This is a genomic window from Gordonia sp. HS-NH1 (assembly GCF_001418765.1).
Classification (GTDB): Bacteria; Actinomycetota; Actinomycetes; order Mycobacteriales; family Mycobacteriaceae; genus Gordonia.
Genome location: NZ_LIYC01000036.1, coordinates 1 through 17,620, shown reverse-complemented (window position 1 = coordinate 17,620; position 17,620 = coordinate 1). Strand labels below are relative to the sequence as shown.

Annotated in this window: 24 protein-coding genes; 18 read left to right on the top strand and 6 right to left on the bottom strand. The window is 67.1% G+C overall.

Annotation, left to right across the window (positions count from 1 at the left end):
* Positions 1 to 216: 216 nt before the first annotated feature.
* The gene (locus AMD30_RS19370) at positions 217 to 1,362 is read right to left on the bottom strand and encodes a PQQ-dependent sugar dehydrogenase (RefSeq protein ID WP_055476742.1); all 1,146 of its coding nucleotides are present in this window, start codon (positions 1,360 to 1,362) and stop codon (positions 217 to 219) included.
* Positions 1,363 to 1,633: 271 nt separating this feature from the next.
* On the opposite strand from AMD30_RS19370, the gene rpsH reads away from it, so the two are divergent.
* The 10 genes from rpsH to AMD30_RS19320 all read left to right on the top strand — a co-directional run bounded on the left by rpsH (position 1,634) and on the right by AMD30_RS19320 (position 9,561).
* A complete protein-coding gene (gene rpsH, locus AMD30_RS19365) occupies positions 1,634 to 2,032 on the top strand; it encodes a 30S ribosomal protein S8 (protein WP_010842213.1) in 399 nt (132 codons plus the stop codon).
* Positions 2,033 to 2,045: 13 nt separating this feature from the next.
* Entirely contained in the window at positions 2,046 to 2,582 is a 537-nt protein-coding gene (gene rplF, locus AMD30_RS19360; protein WP_010842212.1) for a 50S ribosomal protein L6, read from the top strand.
* Between the two features lie 3 nt (positions 2,583 to 2,585).
* A complete protein-coding gene (gene rplR / locus AMD30_RS19355; protein WP_010842211.1) occupies positions 2,586 to 2,990 on the top strand; it encodes a 50S ribosomal protein L18 in 405 nt (134 codons plus the stop codon).
* A gap of 46 nt (positions 2,991 to 3,036) precedes the next feature.
* Positions 3,037 to 3,684: a 30S ribosomal protein S5 gene (gene rpsE / locus AMD30_RS19350; protein WP_010842210.1), complete on the top strand. Its 648-nt coding sequence runs from the start codon at positions 3,037 to 3,039 to the stop codon at positions 3,682 to 3,684.
* Between the two features lie 2 nt (positions 3,685 to 3,686).
* Entirely contained in the window at positions 3,687 to 3,872 is a 186-nt protein-coding gene (rpmD, locus tag AMD30_RS19345) for a 50S ribosomal protein L30 (RefSeq protein ID WP_010842209.1), read from the top strand.
* Positions 3,869 to 4,309 (top strand): 50S ribosomal protein L15, encoded by a 441-nt coding sequence (rplO, locus tag AMD30_RS19340; protein ID WP_004023566.1) that lies wholly within the window; start codon positions 3,869 to 3,871, stop codon positions 4,307 to 4,309. Before rpmD ends, rplO begins: the two co-directional genes overlap by 4 nt.
* A gap of 205 nt (positions 4,310 to 4,514) precedes the next feature.
* Positions 4,515 to 5,843 carry a preprotein translocase subunit SecY gene (gene secY, locus AMD30_RS19335; RefSeq protein WP_014927813.1) on the top strand — a complete coding sequence of 443 codons (1,329 nt, stop codon included), beginning with the start codon at positions 4,515 to 4,517 and terminating at the stop codon, positions 5,841 to 5,843.
* The gene (locus tag AMD30_RS19330; RefSeq protein WP_014927812.1) at positions 5,840 to 6,394 is read left to right on the top strand and encodes an adenylate kinase; all 555 of its coding nucleotides are present in this window, start codon (positions 5,840 to 5,842) and stop codon (positions 6,392 to 6,394) included. The genes secY and AMD30_RS19330 overlap by 4 nt, the downstream gene beginning before the upstream one ends.
* A gap of 37 nt (positions 6,395 to 6,431) precedes the next feature.
* Positions 6,432 to 7,229, top strand: a complete 798-nt coding sequence (map, locus tag AMD30_RS19325; RefSeq protein ID WP_055476741.1) for a type I methionyl aminopeptidase — start codon at positions 6,432 to 6,434, stop codon at positions 7,227 to 7,229.
* A gap of 244 nt (positions 7,230 to 7,473) precedes the next feature.
* Positions 7,474 to 9,561, top strand: coding sequence for a bifunctional lysylphosphatidylglycerol flippase/synthetase MprF (locus AMD30_RS19320; RefSeq protein WP_055476740.1), 2,088 nt, complete (start codon positions 7,474 to 7,476; stop codon positions 9,559 to 9,561).
* A 24-nt stretch (positions 9,562 to 9,585) separates the two neighbouring features.
* Here AMD30_RS19320 and fdhD read toward each other — a convergent pair whose 3' ends face one another.
* From fdhD to AMD30_RS19295, 5 genes are read right to left on the bottom strand one after another with little or no spacing between them, the layout of a single operon-like run.
* A complete protein-coding gene (fdhD, locus tag AMD30_RS19315; protein WP_055476739.1) occupies positions 9,586 to 10,455 on the bottom strand; it encodes a formate dehydrogenase accessory sulfurtransferase FdhD in 870 nt (289 codons plus the stop codon).
* A gap of 40 nt (positions 10,456 to 10,495) precedes the next feature.
* Entirely contained in the window at positions 10,496 to 10,945 is a 450-nt protein-coding gene (dtd, locus tag AMD30_RS19310) for a D-aminoacyl-tRNA deacylase (RefSeq protein ID WP_014927808.1), read from the bottom strand.
* A gap of 43 nt (positions 10,946 to 10,988) precedes the next feature.
* On the bottom strand, positions 10,989 to 11,738 hold the full coding sequence (locus AMD30_RS19305) for an SIMPL domain-containing protein (RefSeq protein ID WP_055476738.1): 750 nt from the start codon (positions 11,736 to 11,738) through the stop codon (positions 10,989 to 10,991).
* A complete protein-coding gene (locus AMD30_RS19300; RefSeq protein ID WP_014927807.1) occupies positions 11,735 to 12,127 on the bottom strand; it encodes a phage holin family protein in 393 nt (130 codons plus the stop codon). The genes AMD30_RS19305 and AMD30_RS19300 overlap by 4 nt, the downstream gene beginning before the upstream one ends.
* A gap of 27 nt (positions 12,128 to 12,154) precedes the next feature.
* Positions 12,155 to 12,499, bottom strand: a complete 345-nt coding sequence (locus AMD30_RS19295; protein ID WP_055476737.1) for an iron chaperone — start codon at positions 12,497 to 12,499, stop codon at positions 12,155 to 12,157.
* Between the two features lie 249 nt (positions 12,500 to 12,748).
* Between AMD30_RS19295 and infA the strand changes: the two genes are divergently transcribed.
* The 8 genes from infA (at position 12,749) to truA (ending at position 17,562) form a co-directional block, all read left to right on the top strand.
* Positions 12,749 to 12,970 carry a translation initiation factor IF-1 gene (gene infA / locus AMD30_RS19290; protein WP_004023539.1) on the top strand — a complete coding sequence of 74 codons (222 nt, stop codon included), beginning with the start codon at positions 12,749 to 12,751 and terminating at the stop codon, positions 12,968 to 12,970.
* Between the two features lie 117 nt (positions 12,971 to 13,087).
* Positions 13,088 to 13,201, top strand: coding sequence for a 50S ribosomal protein L36 (gene rpmJ / locus AMD30_RS19285; RefSeq protein WP_005207978.1), 114 nt, complete (start codon positions 13,088 to 13,090; stop codon positions 13,199 to 13,201).
* A gap of 211 nt (positions 13,202 to 13,412) precedes the next feature.
* Complete coding sequence (gene rpsM / locus AMD30_RS19280) at positions 13,413 to 13,781, top strand: 30S ribosomal protein S13 (RefSeq protein ID WP_004023537.1); 369 nt, start codon at positions 13,413 to 13,415, stop codon at positions 13,779 to 13,781.
* On the top strand, positions 13,781 to 14,188 hold the full coding sequence (gene rpsK / locus AMD30_RS19275) for a 30S ribosomal protein S11 (protein ID WP_004023536.1): 408 nt from the start codon (positions 13,781 to 13,783) through the stop codon (positions 14,186 to 14,188). The genes rpsM and rpsK overlap by 1 nt, the downstream gene beginning before the upstream one ends.
* Before the next feature lie 24 nt (positions 14,189 to 14,212).
* A complete protein-coding gene (gene rpsD, locus AMD30_RS19270; RefSeq protein WP_010842199.1) occupies positions 14,213 to 14,818 on the top strand; it encodes a 30S ribosomal protein S4 in 606 nt (201 codons plus the stop codon).
* An 82-nt stretch (positions 14,819 to 14,900) separates the two neighbouring features.
* Complete coding sequence (locus AMD30_RS19265) at positions 14,901 to 15,953, top strand: DNA-directed RNA polymerase subunit alpha (RefSeq protein ID WP_010842198.1); 1,053 nt, start codon at positions 14,901 to 14,903, stop codon at positions 15,951 to 15,953.
* A gap of 81 nt (positions 15,954 to 16,034) precedes the next feature.
* Positions 16,035 to 16,667, top strand: a complete 633-nt coding sequence (gene rplQ, locus AMD30_RS19260) for a 50S ribosomal protein L17 (protein ID WP_010842197.1) — start codon at positions 16,035 to 16,037, stop codon at positions 16,665 to 16,667.
* Positions 16,624 to 17,562, top strand: coding sequence for a tRNA pseudouridine(38-40) synthase TruA (gene truA, locus AMD30_RS19255; RefSeq protein WP_055476736.1), 939 nt, complete (start codon positions 16,624 to 16,626; stop codon positions 17,560 to 17,562). Before rplQ ends, truA begins: the two co-directional genes overlap by 44 nt.
* Positions 17,563 to 17,620: the final 58 nt, after the last annotated feature.

Genomic DNA, 17,620 nt, shown 5'->3' with positions numbered 1-17,620 from the left:
ACCATGGCATCGCGACACGACGCCGATACGGCAATCGGGTGGATCGGGTCCGGTTCGTTGTCCATTTTGATCGCGCCTGGGACGGCCGGCAGAAATAGATCACGCAATCATTGCGGAAATAGGCCCACAACGCAGCGGGCGGCATTCTCCGAAATGCCGAATGAGACGTTCTCGTGAATGCGTTCCGCGTGACGTCGGAAACCGCGCGGTGTCGTGTCAACCCAGTCGCATGCGGAGCAGACGATCGTCGCCGTCCGTCGGCCTGCCCCGACCGTCGGTGTTGCTGGTGCCGAACCACAGGGAGCCGTCCGGTGCCGCGGCCACGAGTCGCAGGCGTCCGAACTCGTCGGCGAAGCGGCCGACCGGCTCGCCGGCGAGGAGGCTCGCGGGCACGTCGGAGGTGCCCTCGGGCGAGGCGGCCAGCGGTATCTCCCACAGTCGCCGACCGCGGAGTGCCGCCATGTACGCGCGGTCGCCGACTATGGCGAGCCCGGCCGGGGAGGCCTCACGCGTGGTCCAGGTGGCGGCGGGCGCGACGAACCGCGGATCGTCGGAGTCGCCTTCGGCCTCCGGCCACCCGTAGTTGCCGCCCGGGCGGATCAGATTGAGCTCGTCGCGGCTGTTCTGTCCGAACTCGCTCGCCCACAGCCGCCCCGCACCGTCGAAGGCCAGACCCTCCACGTTGCGGTGCCCGTACGAATAGACCTCGTTGCCGAACGGGTTGCCCGGCCACGGACGGCCGTCGCGGTCGACCCGCAGGATCTTGCCGTTGAGCGCTGCGCGATCCTGGGCGACCTCCGGCACCGCGGCATCGCCGACCGCGACGAACAAGCTGCCGTCGGGACCGAAGGCCAGGGCTCCGCCGTGATGGTTGTAGGCCGCGTCGAGTCCGGTGATCAGGGGGCGGGCGCCGGTGAGCCGGGTCCCGTCGAACTGCAGGCGCACCAGCCGGTTGTCGGCGGCCGTCGTGTAGTAGACGAACACCGCGCTCTCGTCGCCCGGCGCCATCGCGATGCCCTGCAGCCCGCCCTCGCCGAGCGGCGCGGCGTCGCCGAACTCGCCGACCGTCCGCACCTCGCCGCGAGGGGACACCCGCACGACGGTCGCGTCGTCACGCTGGGTGACCAGCGCGTCGCCGCCGTTCAGGAAGGCCAGCGCCCAGGGCACGTTCAGTCCCGACGCGACGGTCTCGACGTTCGACACGCCCCCCGGTGGGACCGTCGCCGCGGACCGGTTCGGTCCGCCGCGTGGTGTGGTGGTCGTCTCCTCGTCGCCGGAGCAGCCGGCCAGTACCGTGGTGCCGGAGACTCCGAGGAGCCCGGCCCCGAGGAGTCCTGATCTGAGTAGCTGACGCCGGTCCATACCCTCGATGGTGCCCGAGGTCCGCGGCCGATGACCGGCGCCGATTTGGGTCTACGCTGCGAGTTCCCTACACTAGACCGGTTGCCTGTGCACCTCAGGTGTCCGGGACACAACTGAATAGTCTCCGGTGCCGGCGAAAAGCCAAGGGCATCGGCGGCGAGAACCTTCAGAAACAACTATCCACTTCGTGGAAGGCCCACCGCAGGTCACGGGGATGTCCCCGCGTCCGGCGCTGTATGGGAACCGCTACGAGAAAGGTTGACGGTCACCCATGACCATGACTGACCCGATCGCAGACTTCTTGACGCGTCTGCGTAACGCCAACTCGGCGTACCACGACGAGGTGACACTGCCCTCGTCGAAGATCAAGGTGAACATCGCCGAGATCCTCAAGCGCGAGGGCTACATCACCGACTACCGCACCGAAGACGCGGAGGTCGGCAAGAGCCTCGTCGTCTCCCTGAAGTACGGCCCGAGTCGTGAGCGCTCCATCGCCGGCCTGCGCCGCGTCTCCAAGCCCGGCCTCCGGGTCTATGCAAAGTCCACCAACCTGCCCAAGGTTCTGGGCGGCCTCGGCGTGGCCATCATCTCCACGTCGTCGGGCCTGCTCACCGATCGCCAGGCAGCCAACCAGGGCGTGGGCGGCGAAGTCCTCGCCTACGTCTGGTAGGGGAGGTAACACAATGTCGCGTATCGGAAAGAACCCCATCGAGATCCCCGCGGGCGTGGACGTCACCATCGACGGCCAGAACGTCACCGTGAAGGGCCCCAAGGGTGAGCTCTCGCTCACCGTCTCCGAGCCCATCGTGGTCGCCAAGGAGGACAACTCCATCGTCGTGACCCGCCCCAACGACGAGCGTCGCAGCCGCGCGCTCCACGGCTTGAGCCGTTCACTCGTGAACAACCTCGTCGTGGGCGTCACGCAGGGCTACACCAAGAAGATGGAGATCTTCGGTGTCGGCTACCGCGTGCAGGCCAAGGGCAGCGACCTCGAGTTCGCGCTCGGTTACAGCCATCCCGTGCCGATCGAGGCCCCGGCGGGCATCACGTTCGCCGTGGAGTCCCCGACGAAGTTCTCGGTGTCGGGTATCGACAAGCAGCAAGTCGGCGAGATCTCGGCGGTCATCCGCCGCCTGCGTCGTCCGGACCCCTACAAGGGCAAGGGCATTCGCTACGAGGGTGAGCAGATCCGTCGCAAGGTCGGAAAGACGGGTAAGTAAGCCATGAGTGAGACAGCTACCAAGACAGTTCGCAAGCCCGTCGGCAAGGACGTGTCGACGCGTCGTCGCAAGGCGACCGCCAACCGCCACTTCCGCCTCCGCAAGAAGGTCAGCGGAACCCCGGCCCGTCCGCGTCTCGTGGTCAAGCGCAGCTCGCGCCACATCCACGTCCAGCTCATCGACGACCTGGCCGGCAAGACGCTGGCCGCGGCATCGTCGATCGAGGCCGACGTGCGTGCCGCAGGCGGCGACAAGTCGGCGCAGGCCCGCAAGGTCGGCGAGCTGATCGCCGCCCGCGCCAAGGCCGCCGGCGTCGACGCCGTCGTGTTCGACCGTGGCGGCAAGGACTACCACGGCCGGATCGCAGCGCTCGCCGATGCCGCCCGCGAGGGAGGCCTGAGCTTCTGATGACCATCTTCACCAGCTACACCCACATGACCGGAGGGAACCTCTGATGCCCGGACGTCAGCGTGACGGCGGAAACGGACCCGCCGGTAACGACAACAACCAGAACAACCAGGGCGGCGGCAACGACCGTCGCGGCGGTGGCCGCGGCGACCGTCGCGATCGCGGCGGCCGCGACCAGGACCGCAACCAGCTCGAGCGCGTGGTGACCATCAACCGCGTCTCGAAGGTGGTCAAGGGCGGACGCCGTTTCTCGTTCACCGCTCTCGTGGTCGTCGGCGACGGCCAGGGCATGGTCGGTGTCGGCTACGGCAAGGCCAAGGAAGTCCCGGCGGCGATCCAGAAGGGCGTCGAGGAAGCTCGCAAGAACTTCTTCCGCGTGCCGATGATCGGCGCGACCGTCACCCACCCGGTCCAGGGTGAGGCGGCCGCCGGTGTCGTCATGCTGCGCCCGGCCAGCCCCGGTACCGGTGTCATCGCCGGTGGCGCGGTGCGTGCCGTGCTCGAGTGCGCGGGCGTCCACGACGTCCTCGCCAAGAGCCTCGGCTCGGACAACGCCATCAACGTCGTGCACGCCACCGTTGCCGCACTCAAGATGCTGCAGCGTCCCGAAGAGGTCGCGGCCCGCCGCGGTCTGCCGATCGAGGACGTCGCTCCGGCCGGTATGCTGCGCGCCCGTGCAGGACAGGGAGTCTGATCATGGCAGAGCTGAAGATCACCCAGGTCAAGGGCACCATCGGTACCAAGAAGAATCAGCGTGACAGCCTGCGGACCCTCGGACTCCGGGGCATCCGCCAGACCGTCACCCGCGAGGACACGCCGATCAACCGCGGCCTCATCAACGCGGTTCGTCACCTCGTGACAGTCGAAGAGGTTCAAGCATGACCATCAAACTCCATCACCTTCGCCCCGCACCGGGGTCGAAGACCGACAAGACCCGCGTGGGTCGCGGTGAGGGGTCCAAGGGTAAGACCGCCGGTCGCGGCACCAAGGGCACCAAGGCACGCAAGAACGTGCCCGCCGGGTTCGAGGGTGGCCAGATGCCGATCCACATGCGGCTGCCGAAGCTCAAGGGCTTCACCAACCGCAACCGGATCGAGTACCAGGTCGTCAACGTCGGCGACATCGCGCGCCTGTTCCCGCAGGGCGGCACCATCGGCGTCGACGAGCTCGTCGCGGCCGGCGCCGTTCGCAAGAACAAGCTGGTGAAGGTTCTCGGCGACGGCGACCTTTCGGTCAAGGTCGACATCACCGCCGACAAGTTCACCGCTTCCGCCAAGGAGAAGATCGCCGCTGCCGGCGGCAGCGTCACCGAACTCTGACGGACACACACCGCGGTCGGGCGGCAGCATCGCTGCCGCCCGACCGGGGCGTTTCGGTGTGACTGTTAGAGTCTCAGACGTTGTCCCGCCGGACACCGCAAGATCGCCGCATCCCGAAAGATCATCGTCGATTGCCGAGCACACGGGGACCGGGTCGCATCGACCCGGGACGTACGCCTCGCGTGGTCGTTCCTAGGAGGAGTTAGTGCTTTCCCCCCTCTTCGCGGCCATTCGGACGCCGGACCTGAGGAAGAAGATCCTCTTCGTTCTCGGCATCATCGTCCTGTATCGGCTGGGTGCGACGGTCCCGTCCCCGGGCGTGGACTACCAGGCCGTGCGGGCGTGTCTCGACGAGGTCTCCTCGGGTGAGTCGAGCTCGGTCTACTCCCTGATCAACCTGTTCTCCGGTGGCGCACTGCTCCAGCTGTCGGTGTTCGCGATCGGCATCATGCCGTACATCACCGCGGCCATCATCGTGCAGCTGCTCACCGTGGTCATCCCGCGGTTCGAGCAGCTCCGCAAGGAGGGCCAGGCCGGCCAGGCCAAGATGACGCAGTACACGCGTTATCTCGCCGTCGCCCTGGCATTGCTGCAGTCGACCGGCATCGTGGCCCTCGCCGATCGCGGCCAGCTCCTTCCGCAGTCCTGTGCGACCAGCGGCGAGGTGCTCAACGACTCGAGCATCTTCGGTCTGTCGATCATCGTGCTCGTCATGACCGCCGGCGCCTGTGTCGTCATGTGGTTCGGTGAGCTCATCACCGAGCGCGGCATCGGCAACGGCATGTCGCTCCTGATCTTCGCCGGTATCGCCGCCCGCATCCCGGCCGAGGGTCGCTCCATTCTGAACAGCCGCGGCGGACTCGTCTTCGCGCTGGTGTGTGTCGCCGTGCTGATCATCATCGCCGGCGTGGTCTTCATCGAGCAGGGCCAGCGGCGCATCCCGGTGCAGTACGCCAAGCGCATGGTCGGCCGGAAGATGTACGGCGGGTCGTCGACGTACCTGCCGCTGAAGGTCAACCAGGCCGGCGTCATCCCGGTGATCTTCGCCTCGTCTCTGCTGTACCTGCCCCAGCTGATCGTCGAACTCACGCGCAATCCCGATGGGACGCAATCGACCTGGCAGGAGTACGTCACCAGGTATCTGACCGACCCCAGTAACGGCGTCTACATCGCCGTGTACTTCCTGATGATCATCTTCTTCACGTACTTCTACGTGGCTGTGACGTTCAATCCAGAAGAGCGCGCCGACGAGATGAAGAAGTACGGTGGGTTCATCCCGGGCATCCGACCGGGCGCCCCGACCGCCGAATATCTCGGGTATGTGCTCAGTCGCATCACTCTGCCGGGCTCGATCTACCTCGGTATCATCGCGGTACTCCCGAACCTGTTCCTCGAGATCGGCAACAGCGGCAACGTCCAGAACCTGCCGTTCGGTGGTACGGCCGTGTTGATCATGGTCGGCGTGGGTCTGGACACGATGAAACAGATCAACAGTCAGTTGATGCAACGCAAGTACGAAGGGTTCCTGAAGTGAGACTTGTCATCCTCGGCCCGCCCGGAGCAGGTAAAGGCACCCAGGCGGAACTCTTGAGCGAAGCACTCGGGATTCCCCACATCTCGACCGGCGATCTCTTCCGCGCCAACATCTCCCAGGGCACCGCCGTGGGTGTGGAAGCCAAGAAGTACCTCGACGCCGGCAACCTCGTCCCGTCCGAGATCACCGTGGACATGGTCCGCGCCCGCGTCGGTGAGCCGGACGCGGCGAAGGGCTTCATCCTCGACGGCTTCCCGCGCTCGACCGAGCAGGCCGACGCCCTCAACGACATCCTGGCGAACCTCGACGCCTCGCTCGACGCGGTGCTCTCGTTCGTCGTCGACACCGACGTCGTCGTGGAGCGCATGCTGGCGCGTGGTCGCGCCGACGACACCGAAGAGGTCATCCGCAACCGGATGGACGTCTACACCCGTGAGACCGCGCCGCTGCTCGCCTACTACGGCGACCAGGTCAAGACCATCGACGCGGTCGGCGACATCCAGGGCGTCCACCAGCGCGTCCTGAGCGCGCTCGGCGCCGGCGTCTCCTGACCCGCGTTTCCTGACAACCGAGGAATCGCTGTAACGCATGGGGTTTCGTAAGCGCAAGCGTGTCGTCCCGTTCCGCAGCGCGGGCGAGCTCGACGCCATGGCTGCCGCCGGTGCGGTCGTCGGGGCCGCTCTGGTCGCGGTACGCGATGCGGCGAAACCGGGGGTGAGCACCCTCGATCTCGACGAGGTGGCCGAGTCCGTGATCCGGGGAGCCGGCGCGGTGCCGTCGTTCAAGGGCTACCACGGCTTCCCCGGCTCCATCTGCAGCTCGGTGAACGAGGTGGTCGTCCACGGGATCCCGTCTGCGGAGGTCGTTCTCGCCGACGGCGATCTGGTGTCGATCGACTGCGGTGCGATCCTCGACGGATGGCACGGCGACTCGGCCTGGACCTTCGGTGTGGGGGCACTCTCCGTCGCGGACGAGGAACTGTCCGAGGCGACGCGCCTGTCGATGGAGGCGGGTATCGCGGCGATGGTCGACGGTGCGCGTCTCACCGACATCTCCCATGCCATCGAACTCGGCACTCGAGCCGCCGAGAAGACGTACGGCCGGGCATTCGGCATCGTGGACGGCTATGGCGGACACGGGATCGGCCGCGAGATGCACATGGACCCGTTCCTGGCCAACGAGGGTGAGCCGGGTAAGGGGCCGACGCTCGTCATCGGGTCCACGCTCGCCATCGAGCCGATGCTGACGCTCGGCACCACCGAGACCACCGTCCTCGATGACGACTGGACCGTCGTCACCGATGACGGATCGCGCTCCGCGCATTGGGAACACACCGTCGCGGTCACCGCCGACGGCCCGCGGATCCTCACCACTCGCCCCGCCTGAGTCTGAGCGCTACGCGCAGGATGGCCATCGGTCCCGCGACCGGCAGACGTCAACTCGACCGACAGACTTCGATCGAGGTCTGGGAGTCGAGTTGAGGTCTGGGGTTCGATCCGGGTGTCCTCCACATCCACGACGAGCCCGTCGTCTGGCGCCGGTATGACGAACGCTGGTGTGCGACGCCTGCGGAGTGACTGATCATGGGCGATGACCGTGTGGGCGCGGCCGTCTCGTCGTACCGTTGACCATGCATTCTGACGTGTCCTGGCTCATCGTCGTGCGCCGGCTTCCGTTCACCATCGCCCTCGCGACGGCCCTGCTGATCGTCGGTGCGACGACCGGCTCGCTGTGGGGCCGGGCATCGGACAAATCCTGGTATCGGGATGTCGCGTTCGGGCTGCCCGCTGTTCGGGAGGGGCGATGGTGGACGCCCGTCACGTCCGCGTTCGTCGAGCCCGGGCCCTGGCTGTACCTGCTGGCTGTGGTGGCTGTGATCGTCGGAATGGGTTGGGCCGAGTGGCAATTGGGCACCGTGCGGGCCGTTCTGGTCGGTGTCGCCGGCCACCTGGTCTCGTGTCTGCTGACGGTCCTGCTGTTGTGGTTGCTGTCGTCGGAGGTCACGTCCTGGCGCTGGGCGGAACAACTGGCGGACTCGCGTGCCACCGGCGTGGGGGCGCTGGTCGTGTCGGCGGTGGCCGTGGCCTCGGCGACCGTCCGTTCGCCGTGGCGGCTGCGCGTCCGGGTCCTGCTGGGGGCGATCGTCTCGATCGCGTTCCTGTTCGAGGGGACCCTCGCTTCGGTCGAATACGTCCTCGCAACGGTCATCATGATGGTCGTCGGGGAGAAGTTCTTCGCCACCAACGAGCGCGGCTGGGTTCCCCGCACGCGGCGTGAGGTCCGCATGCTGGGGTGCGCCGCGCTGTTGGTCATCGCGGGCGCGAACCTCTTGGTCTTCCTGTTTCCGGGCAGCGGGCCGCTGGGACCCACCGACTCGGGTGACGACTCGCTGTTCACGATGCTGATCGGCCTCGTCGTCAACGTGCTGATCGCCGATCAGCTGCGGCGCGGCAAGCGATGGGCATGGTGGGTGGCCGTCGTCCTCGGTGCGCTCAACGTCCTCGCGACCGTGCTCGCGGTGGTCCTCGTCGTCTTCACCGACGTGTCGTCGGAAGGCGCGGTGACGCTCGGGACCACGCTCCTGTGGGTGGTGGTCCTCGCGATCCTCATCCCCGGCCGGTTCGCCTTCGCGGTGCCGTGGCGCGTACGTCAGGTCGGTACCTCCGGCGAGGTCGACGACCCGGTCGGCCGCGTCGGGGAGCTGCTCCGCGTGCACGGCGGCGGCACCATGTCGTGGATGACGACGTGGCCGGGCAACAGCTACCAATTCACCGGGGACGCACGCGACCTCGACGATCAGTCCGTGGTGACCTACCGCAAGCATGTCGGCACGATGGTGGCGCTCGCCGACCCGGTGTGTGCGCCCGACCGGCTGCGTGACGCGGTCGACGCCTTCGTCGAACTCGCCGAAGGTGCCGGCGCCACACCCTGCTGGTTCTCGATCGGTTCGGCGACGTCGGAGATCGTCACCGAGCGCGGGTGGCTCAGTGTGCAGATCGCGGAGGACACGATCGTCGACCTGCCGGGCCTGGAGTTCAAGGGCAAGCCGTGGCAACACGTGCGGTCGGCGATGAACAAGGCTGCCAAGCAGGACATCTCGATGCGCATGGTCTCGCTCGCCGACGAGTCGTTCGCCGTCAAGACCCAGGTGCGCGCCATCTCCGAGGAATGGGTGGGGGACAAGGGCCTACCCGAGATGGGTTTCACCCTGGGCAGTGTCGAGGAGGCCATGGATCCCGCGGTGAGGGTTGCACTCGCGGTGGACCCGACGGGCAACGTACACGGCGTGCTCTCGTGGTTGCCGGTGTTCGCTCCGGGCGGCGACATCGCGGGCTGGACACTCGACATCATGAGGCGCCGCACCGACGGGTTCGGGCCGGTCGTCGAATATCTCATCGCATCGTCGGCGGTCGCTTTCAAAGACGAAGGTGCGCAGTTCATCTCGCTGTCGGGCGCCCCGCTGGCCCGGACCGGCGACTTCGAGGCCGAGCCGTTGGACAAACTGCTCGACACGCTGGGGGCCGCACTCGAGCCGTACTACGGGTTCCGGTCGCTGCACACCTTCAAGAAGAAGTTCAACCCCCGGTACGAGCCGGTCTACCTGGCGTTCCGTGACGAATCCGACCTCCCACGTATCGGGGTGGCCATCTCGCGGGCATACCTGCCGGACGCCACGACCGGTCAACTGGTCCGATTGGCGGCGTCGCGAGAAGGCTGACGCCGCCGCGCCGCGACGACGACCTCAGTGGGGGACCGCGACCGTTTCGGTGACCGCGGCGCCCGTCTGGTGGGAGATCCGGTCGGGTCGCGAGTAGATCACCATCGACTCGCCGCGGGAGAAGCCGACGAGGGTGATGCCGAGATCGTCGGCGGCGTCGGCCGCGAGTGACGAGGGCGCCGACACCGCGCAGAGCATCGGGATTCCCGCCATCGCGGCCTTCTGGACGAGTTCGAAGCTCGCGCGTCCGGAGACCTGCAGAATCGTGTTCGACAGCGGCAACCGGTCGGCGAGGACAGCCCAGCCGATCACCTTGTCCACCGCGTTGTGCCGGCCGACGTCCTCGCGCACGGCGAGGAGCTGCCCGTCGCTGCCGAAGAGCGCGGCGGCGTGCAGGCCGCCGGTCTTGTCGAAGACGTTCTGTTCGGCGCGCAACCGGTCGGGGAGGTCGAGAACGGTGCCGGCGGCGACGGTCATGGTGTCCGCGGCGGGGTCGTGGACGGAGGCGGTGGTCACCGCGGCGATGGAGTCCTTGCCGCAGATCCCGCATGCGCTCGTGACGGTGTTGACGCGGACCAGATCGGGTCCGGGAGGCGGGACGTGGGTGGCGAGCGTGGCGTCGACGACGTTGTAGGTGTTGGCGCCCTGGGCGTCGGTGCCTGCGCAGTAGCGCGCCGTGGAGAAGTCCGCGCCGGTGGTCACGACGCCCTCGGAGACGAGGTAACCGGCGACGAGTTCGAAGTCGTCGCCGGGCGTGCGCATGGTGACCGTGAGTGAGCGCCCGCCGACTCGGATCTCGAGCGGTTCCTCGACGGCCAGGGTGTCGGCACGGTGCGTCGGATCCGCATCGCGACGGATGCGGGTGACGCGGCGGCGTGCGGTGATTCGTCCCACGACTCCGACGATAGTCGTGAGACCGTCCGTCCCGGCGGTCTCAGACGTCGAGCACGAGGGTGACCGGACCGTCGTTGACGAGACCGACCTCCATGTGCGCGCCGAAGCGTCCGGTGGCCACGGTGGCGCCCAGAGCCCGCAATGCCTCGACGACCCCCTCGACCAGCGGTTCGGCGACGGCGCCGGGCGCGGCTGCGTTCCACGACGGTCGACGGCCCTTGGCGGTGTTGGCGTAGAGCGTGAACTGGCTGATGACGAGGATCGGTGCGTCGAGGTCGGCGGCGGCTCGTTCGGGCCCGTCGCCGCCGTCGAAGATCCGCAGCCGCCAGATCTTGTCGGCGAGCCGGAGCGCGTGGTCGGCGGTGTCGTCGTGCGTGACACCCACGAGGGCGACGAGGCCCGCCGTGCCCGACGGGATGTCGAGCTCACCCACGATCTCGCCGTCGACGCTCACACTTGCTCGGCTGACTCGCTGGAGAACGGCACGCATCGGTCCAGGATGTCAGGGCACGACCGCCGGACGGGCCGCGGTGTCAGTCGAGCGCGAACGTGACCGTGACGGTGAAGGTGAGCTCCTGCTCGCCGGGTTCGACGGGAACGGGTGCCGCCGCCACGTCCCGCTCGAACGTGCCCGGCGCGACGGGCTGTTCCTGGCCGCTCGTGCTCTCCTTGATCGTGAGGACATCGCCGAGGGAATCGCCGGCGAGACCGGCGTACTGCTCGGCGCGGCCCCGCGCATCGGTGAACGCGGCCTCACGTGCCTTCTCGAGGAGCTCCGAGTCGTCGTCGATGGCGAAGGCGACGTTGTTGATGCGAGTGTTGTCCCCGCCGGCCGTCGCGGCGGCGCTCAGCACGGTCGACGCCGTCGAGATGTCGCGGATGGTCACCCGGATCGTGTTGGTGGCGAGGTATCCGCTGATCTGGCTCGAGCCGCCGGGGGCGGGACTCGAGTACTGCGGGTTCACCGACACCTGCTGGGTGGCGACGTCCTTGCGCTCGACCCCGGCAGCCACGACCGCGTCGGTGACCGCGGTGACCTTGGCGCTCGTCTCGTTCAGCGCCGTCGTGACGTCGGACGCGCTCGCCTCGACACCGATGTCGGCACGCAGGGTGTCCGGTACGCCACTGACCTGTCCCGACCCGACGACGGTCACCGATCGTGGTTCGCCGCCGGTGTCGCTGCCACACCCCGCAGCCACCGAGACCACGGCGGCGAGGGCCGCGAGAGCCGACAACGTCCGGAGAGCGGGGCGTCGTGCCGCGCCGCGAGATGCGCCGTTCATCGGTCGACCGGATCCCGCATCAGCAGCGCCAGCAGCCAGCCGACCACCGACACGACGATCGCGCCGAAGATCGCCGACCAGAAGAAGTCGTCGACCTCCAGCCCCCAGTGTGTGGTGTTGCGGGTGATCCATGCGGTGAGTTCGAGCATCAACGCGTTGATGACGATGTGGATCAACCCGAGCGTCAGAATGTAGAAGGGGATGGCGATGATCTGCACGATGGGTTTGATGATCGCGTTGAGGACACCGAAGACCACGGCGACGACCAGCGCGATTCCGACCTTCTCGGCGGTCGTCGAACCGCCCACGAAGTCGATACCGGGAACGATCAGCGTCGCGACCCACAGGGCCACCGCGGTGAGCACGGTACGCACCAGGAAGGCAAGCATGGCGGACAGTCTGCCAGCAACGTCCGTTCATCCGTCGATCTGATCGCGACGGAACGCCATCATCGCGCGGATCGCGTCGTCGGGCGGCGGGGTGCCGGGCTGAAAACGCACGGTGCCCTTCTCCACGTCGAACCCGGCGAGGTGCGGCCGTCCGGCGTCCACCGCCTCCGGGCTGAACGGGTACAGCCCGATGTGCTTCTTGGTGCGCATCACGGACAGGAGCGGGCTCCCGTGATAGGTGAGGGCCGGCATCCCGTATCCCTCGCCCTGAACGGTGTCGGGGACCGTTCCGCGAGCCACGTCGTAGATGCGGCCGATCACGTCACGGTCGGCGGGGTCGAGGCCGTCGAGATAATCGTCGACAGTGCCCATCCGGGGCGGCCCCTCTCGGTGGCGCGAAGCACGCATTTGGCCTGGCCTGCTCGTTCGCGTAACATGGACCGTCGGTGCGCATCGCGTGCCGGGCCTCAGCGTGTCAGCACGTGGGTCCGGGCCGGCGTACACCGGGTGCAGGTCCTCGCGGACCGGTGCCCACACCCTAACGGACAAACACTGATTCAATCCGGCCAACCGCCGCAGCATCATCAGATGTCGCGGACGCGGCCAGGAATCGCGGAGGACATGGCGAAGAAAGACGGGGCCATCGAGGTCGAGGGTCGAGTGATCGAACCCCTGCCCAATGCGATGTTTCGTATTGAGCTGGAAAACGGACACAAGGTTCTCGCCCACATCAGCGGCAAGATGCGGCAGCACTACATCCGCATCCTGCCCGAGGACCGGGTCGTCGTGGAACTCTCGCCCTACGACCTGGCTCGTGGGCGAATCGTGTACCGCTACAAGTAGGACTTTCCCGGCGCCGCCGGGGACAGACTTCCCGGACATCCGTTCGGGAGGAGACCGACACCCACGTGTACGGCCGTTTCGGCGTGCGCGCGGGCGAGCCGAGCAGGAGAGACTGACGTGAAGGTTCAGCCGAGCGTCAAGCCGATCTGCGAGAAGTGCAAGGTGATCCGCCGCAACGGTCGGGTCATGGTGATCTGCGAGAACCTGCGTCACAAGCAGCGTCAGGGCTGATCACGCGCACCCTCCGGGTCGCTTGAGTCAGAACAACTGAAGATCGACAACTGAATAACCAAGGACCTCCCAACACCAGCGGCGACAGACGCGTCACCGCCTACCTCCGGATCAGAGGCCGGAGCCCACGAGGCCGGACATACGGTTCGGCACCAGCTCGCGGGACGGACTGGGAGCAGACCTCTGAGAAATCGAAAAGGAAATCCGCCACATGGCACGTGTTGCTGGTGTGGATCTCCCCCGCGAGAAGCGGCTGGAGATCGCACTGACCTACATCTACGGAGTTGGGCGCACCACCTCCAAGGAGATCCTCGAGGGGACCGGCCTCAGCCCGGACCTGCGAGCCAAGGATCTCACCGACGCAGACGTCTCGAAGCTGCGTGAATACATCGAAGCCTCGGTGAAGGTCGAAGGTGACCTGCGTCGCGAGGTGCAGGCCGACATCCGTCGCAAGATCGAGATCGGCTGCTACCAGGGTCTGCGCCACCGCCGTGGCCTGCCTGTCCGCGGACAGCGCACCAAGACCAATGCCCGCACTCGCAAGGGCCCGAAGAAGACCATCGCCGGGAAGAAGAAGTAATGCCTCCGAAGTCACGTAGCGCAGGCCCGAAGAAGGGCACCCGCCGTCGCGATAAGAAGAACGTCCCGCACGGCCACGCGCACATCAAGTCGACGTTCAACAACACCATCGTGTCGATCAGCGACCCCAGCGGAAACATCATCAGCTGGGCGTCGTCGGGCCACGTCGGTTTCAAGGGCTCGCGCAAGAGCACCCCGTTCGCGGCTCAGCTCGCGGCCGAGAACGCTGCGCGCAAGGCCCAGGAGCACGGCGTCAAGAAGGTCGACGTGTTCGTCAAGGGACCGGGTTCGGGTCGTGAGACCGCGATCCGCTCCCTGCAGGCAGCCGGCCTCGAGGTCGGCACCATTTCCGATGTCACCCCGCAGCCGCACAACGGTTGCCGTCCGCCCAAGCGGCGTCGGGTCTAGCGGGAAAGGGAGGAACAGAGAAACATGGCTCGTTATACCGGCCCCGCAACCAAGAAGTCTCGTCGTCTTCGCGTCGACCTGATCGGTGGAGACGCTGCATTCGAGCGTCGCCCCTACCCGCCCGGCCAGCACGGCCGCTCGCGGATCAAGGAGAGCGAATACCTGCTCCAGCTCCAGGAGAAGCAGAAGGCCCGCTTCACCTACGGCGTCATGGAGAAGCAGTTCCGCCGCTACTACGAAGAGGCGAACCGTCGCAACGGCAAGACCGGTGACGAACTGCTGAAGATCCTCGAGACCCGTCTCGACAACGTCGTGTACCGCTCGGGCATCGCGCGGACCCGTCGTCAGGCCCGCCAGCTGGTCAGCCACGGCCACTTCACCGTCAACGGTGTGAAGGTCGACGTGCCCAGCTACCGCGTCAGCCAGTACGACATCATCGACGTCCGCCCGAAGTCGCTGCAGACCGTCCCGTTCCAGATCGCCAAGGAGCTCGTCGGCGATCGTCCGGTCCCGGGTTGGCTCCAGGTCGTGCCGTCGACCCTGCGCATCCTCGTGCACAGCGTGCCCGAGCGTGCTCAGATCGATGTCCCGCTGACCGAGCAGCTCATCGTCGAGTTCTACTCGAAGTAAGACACACCGCCCGACAGCAACAGCTGTTCGGTTCACCCTCGAGGCCGTCATATAGCGGTCGGCCAAAGGAGATATCCAAGAAATGCTCATCTCACAGCGACCCACCCTCACCGAGGACGTCCTTGCCGAGAACCGCTCGAAGTTCGTCATCGAGCCGCTCGAGCCGGGCTTCGGCTACACCCTCGGCAACTCGCTGCGTCGTACCCTGCTCAGCTCGATCCCGGGTGCTGCCATCACCAGCATCCGCATCGACGGTGTGCTCCACGAGTTCACCACCGTGGCCGGGGTCAAGGAAGACGTCACCGACATCATCCTGAACCTCAAGGGCCTCGTGGTCAGCTCGGATGAGGACGAGCCGGTCACCATGTACGTGCGCAAGCAGGGTCCGGGCACCGTCACCGGAGCCGACATCGTGCCCCCGGCCGGTGTCACCGTGCACAACCCCGATCTGCACATCGCCACCCTGAACGACAAGGGCAAGCTCGAGATCGAGCTCGTCGTCGAGCGGGGCCGCGGCTACGTGCCGGCCGTGCAGAACAAGGCGTCGGGTGCCGAGATCGGCCGCATCCCGGTCGACTCGATCTACTCGCCGGTGCTCAAGGTGACCTACAAGGTCGAGGCCACCCGTGTCGAGCAGCGCACCGACTTCGATCGTCTGGTGCTCGACGTGGAGACCAAGAACTCGATCAGTGCGCGTGACGCGCTGGCATCGGCGGGCAAGACCCTGGTGGAGCTGTTCGGGCTCGCCCGGGAGCTCAACGTCGAGGCCGAGGGCATCGAGATCGGACCGTCGCCGGCGGAGGCCGACCACATCGCGTCGTTCAGCCTGCCGATCGAGGATCTCGAGCTGACCGTTCGTTCCTACAACTGCCTCAAGCGCGAGGGTGTGCACACCGTCGGCGAGCTGGTTGCCCGGACCGAGTCGGATCTGCTCGACATCCGCAACTTCGGCCAGAAGTCGATCGACGAGGTCAAGGTCAAGCTGCACGCGCTCGGTCTGTCCCTCAAGGACAGCCCGGCCAGCTTCGATCCGTCGCAGGTCGCGGGTTACGACCCGGCCACCGGCACGTGGTCGGAAGACGCGTCGTTCGACGCCGATTCCGGTGAGGATTTCGCGGAGACCGAGCAGCTGTAGTCGCTTCGACGCGGCGGTAGCTGTCACTGCCCAACCCTGACTTCCGCATCGAGTGATGCGGGGTCCTCCTAGGAGAAGACAATGCCCAAGCCCACCAAGGGTGCCCGCCTCGGCGGGTCGGCCAGCCACCAGAAGGCGATGCTGGCGAATCTCGCCACCTCGCTCTTCGAGCACGGCCGCATCACCACCACGGAAGCCAAGGCCAAGCGCCTGCGTCCGTACGCGGAGAAGATCATCACCCACGCCAAGGCCGGCAAGCTGGCCAACCGTCGTGAGGTGCTGAAGGACATCCGTGACAAGGACGTCGTCCACACGCTGTTCGACGAGATCGGCCCGTTCTTCGCCGATCGTCCCGGTGGCTACACCCGCATCATCAAGACGCTGCCGCGCAAGGGCGACAATGCCCCCATGGCCGTGATCGAGCTGGTGCGCGAGACCACCGCGTCGAGCGAGGCAAGCCGCGCGACCCGCGTCGCCGCCTCCAAGAAGGCCGCCGAGGACAAGCTCGACGCCACCGAAGAGGTCGTCGGCGACGACACCGCAGCGGCCACCGACGGCTCGGAGAACGTGGTGGAGGCCGTCGAGGCCGACGCCACCGATGCCGAGGTCGCCAATGCCGAGGCCGTGGCCGAGGCTGTCGACGACGAGTCGACCGCGGCTACCGCTCCCGATGCCGAGGCAGCCGGAGCCGACGTCGACGGTGACAAGAAGTAGTCGACTGACTCGAGAATCGCAGACCGAACCCGTCGGCCCGGATCCCGGTGCCGGCGGGTTCTGTCGTCTCCGCTTCGACATCTCCTACGACGGAACCGACTTCGCCGGGTGGGCACGGCAGATCGGTCAGCGCAGCGTCTGCGAGGAGCTCGAGACCCGTTTGTCGACGGTGCTGCGGGTACCGGTGCGGTTGACCGTGGCGGGCCGCACCGACGCCGGTGTCCATGCGTCGGGGCAGGTCGCACACGCCGACGTCCCGCGGTCGGCGCTGGAGACGAGATCGATCGCCGGCGACCCCGCGACGCTCGTCGGGCGTCTCGCGAAGATGTGTCCCGACGATGTCCGGGTGAGGGCGGTGCGCGTTGTCCCGACGGATTTCGACGCCCGGTTCTCGGCGTTACGTCGGCACTATCGCTACCGGCTGACCGATGCGCGGTGGGGTGCCGAGCCGGTGGTCGCACGCACGACCGCCACCTGGCGCCGGCCGCTCGATGTCGACGCACTGAACGCCGCGTCGTCGGAGTTGTTGGGACTCAACGACTTCGCGGCCTTCTGTCGTCGGCGCGAGGGGGCGACGACCATCCGGGATCTGCAACGGTTCGCCTGGGCCCGCGACGCCGACGGTGTGCTCGTCGGTGAGGTCAGCGCCGATGCGTTCTGCTGGTCGATGGTGCGTTCGCTGGTGGGGGCGGTCGCGAGTGTCGGCGACGGCCGGCGCGACATCGCCTGGTGCCGTGGGCTTCTCGAGGAGCGCGAACGCAGCAGTCAGGTGCCCGTCGCCGAGGCCCGCGGGCTGTGCCTGGTCGGCGTCGACTATCCCGCCGACGACGAACTCGCCGCACGCAACACGGTCACCCGCGACGTACGCGGCTCCATCGGTTGCTGCGGGGGTTGACGCACAACGCCCCTGAAATCCGCCCTCTAGGAACCGACCGGCGACGATATCGGGCTGT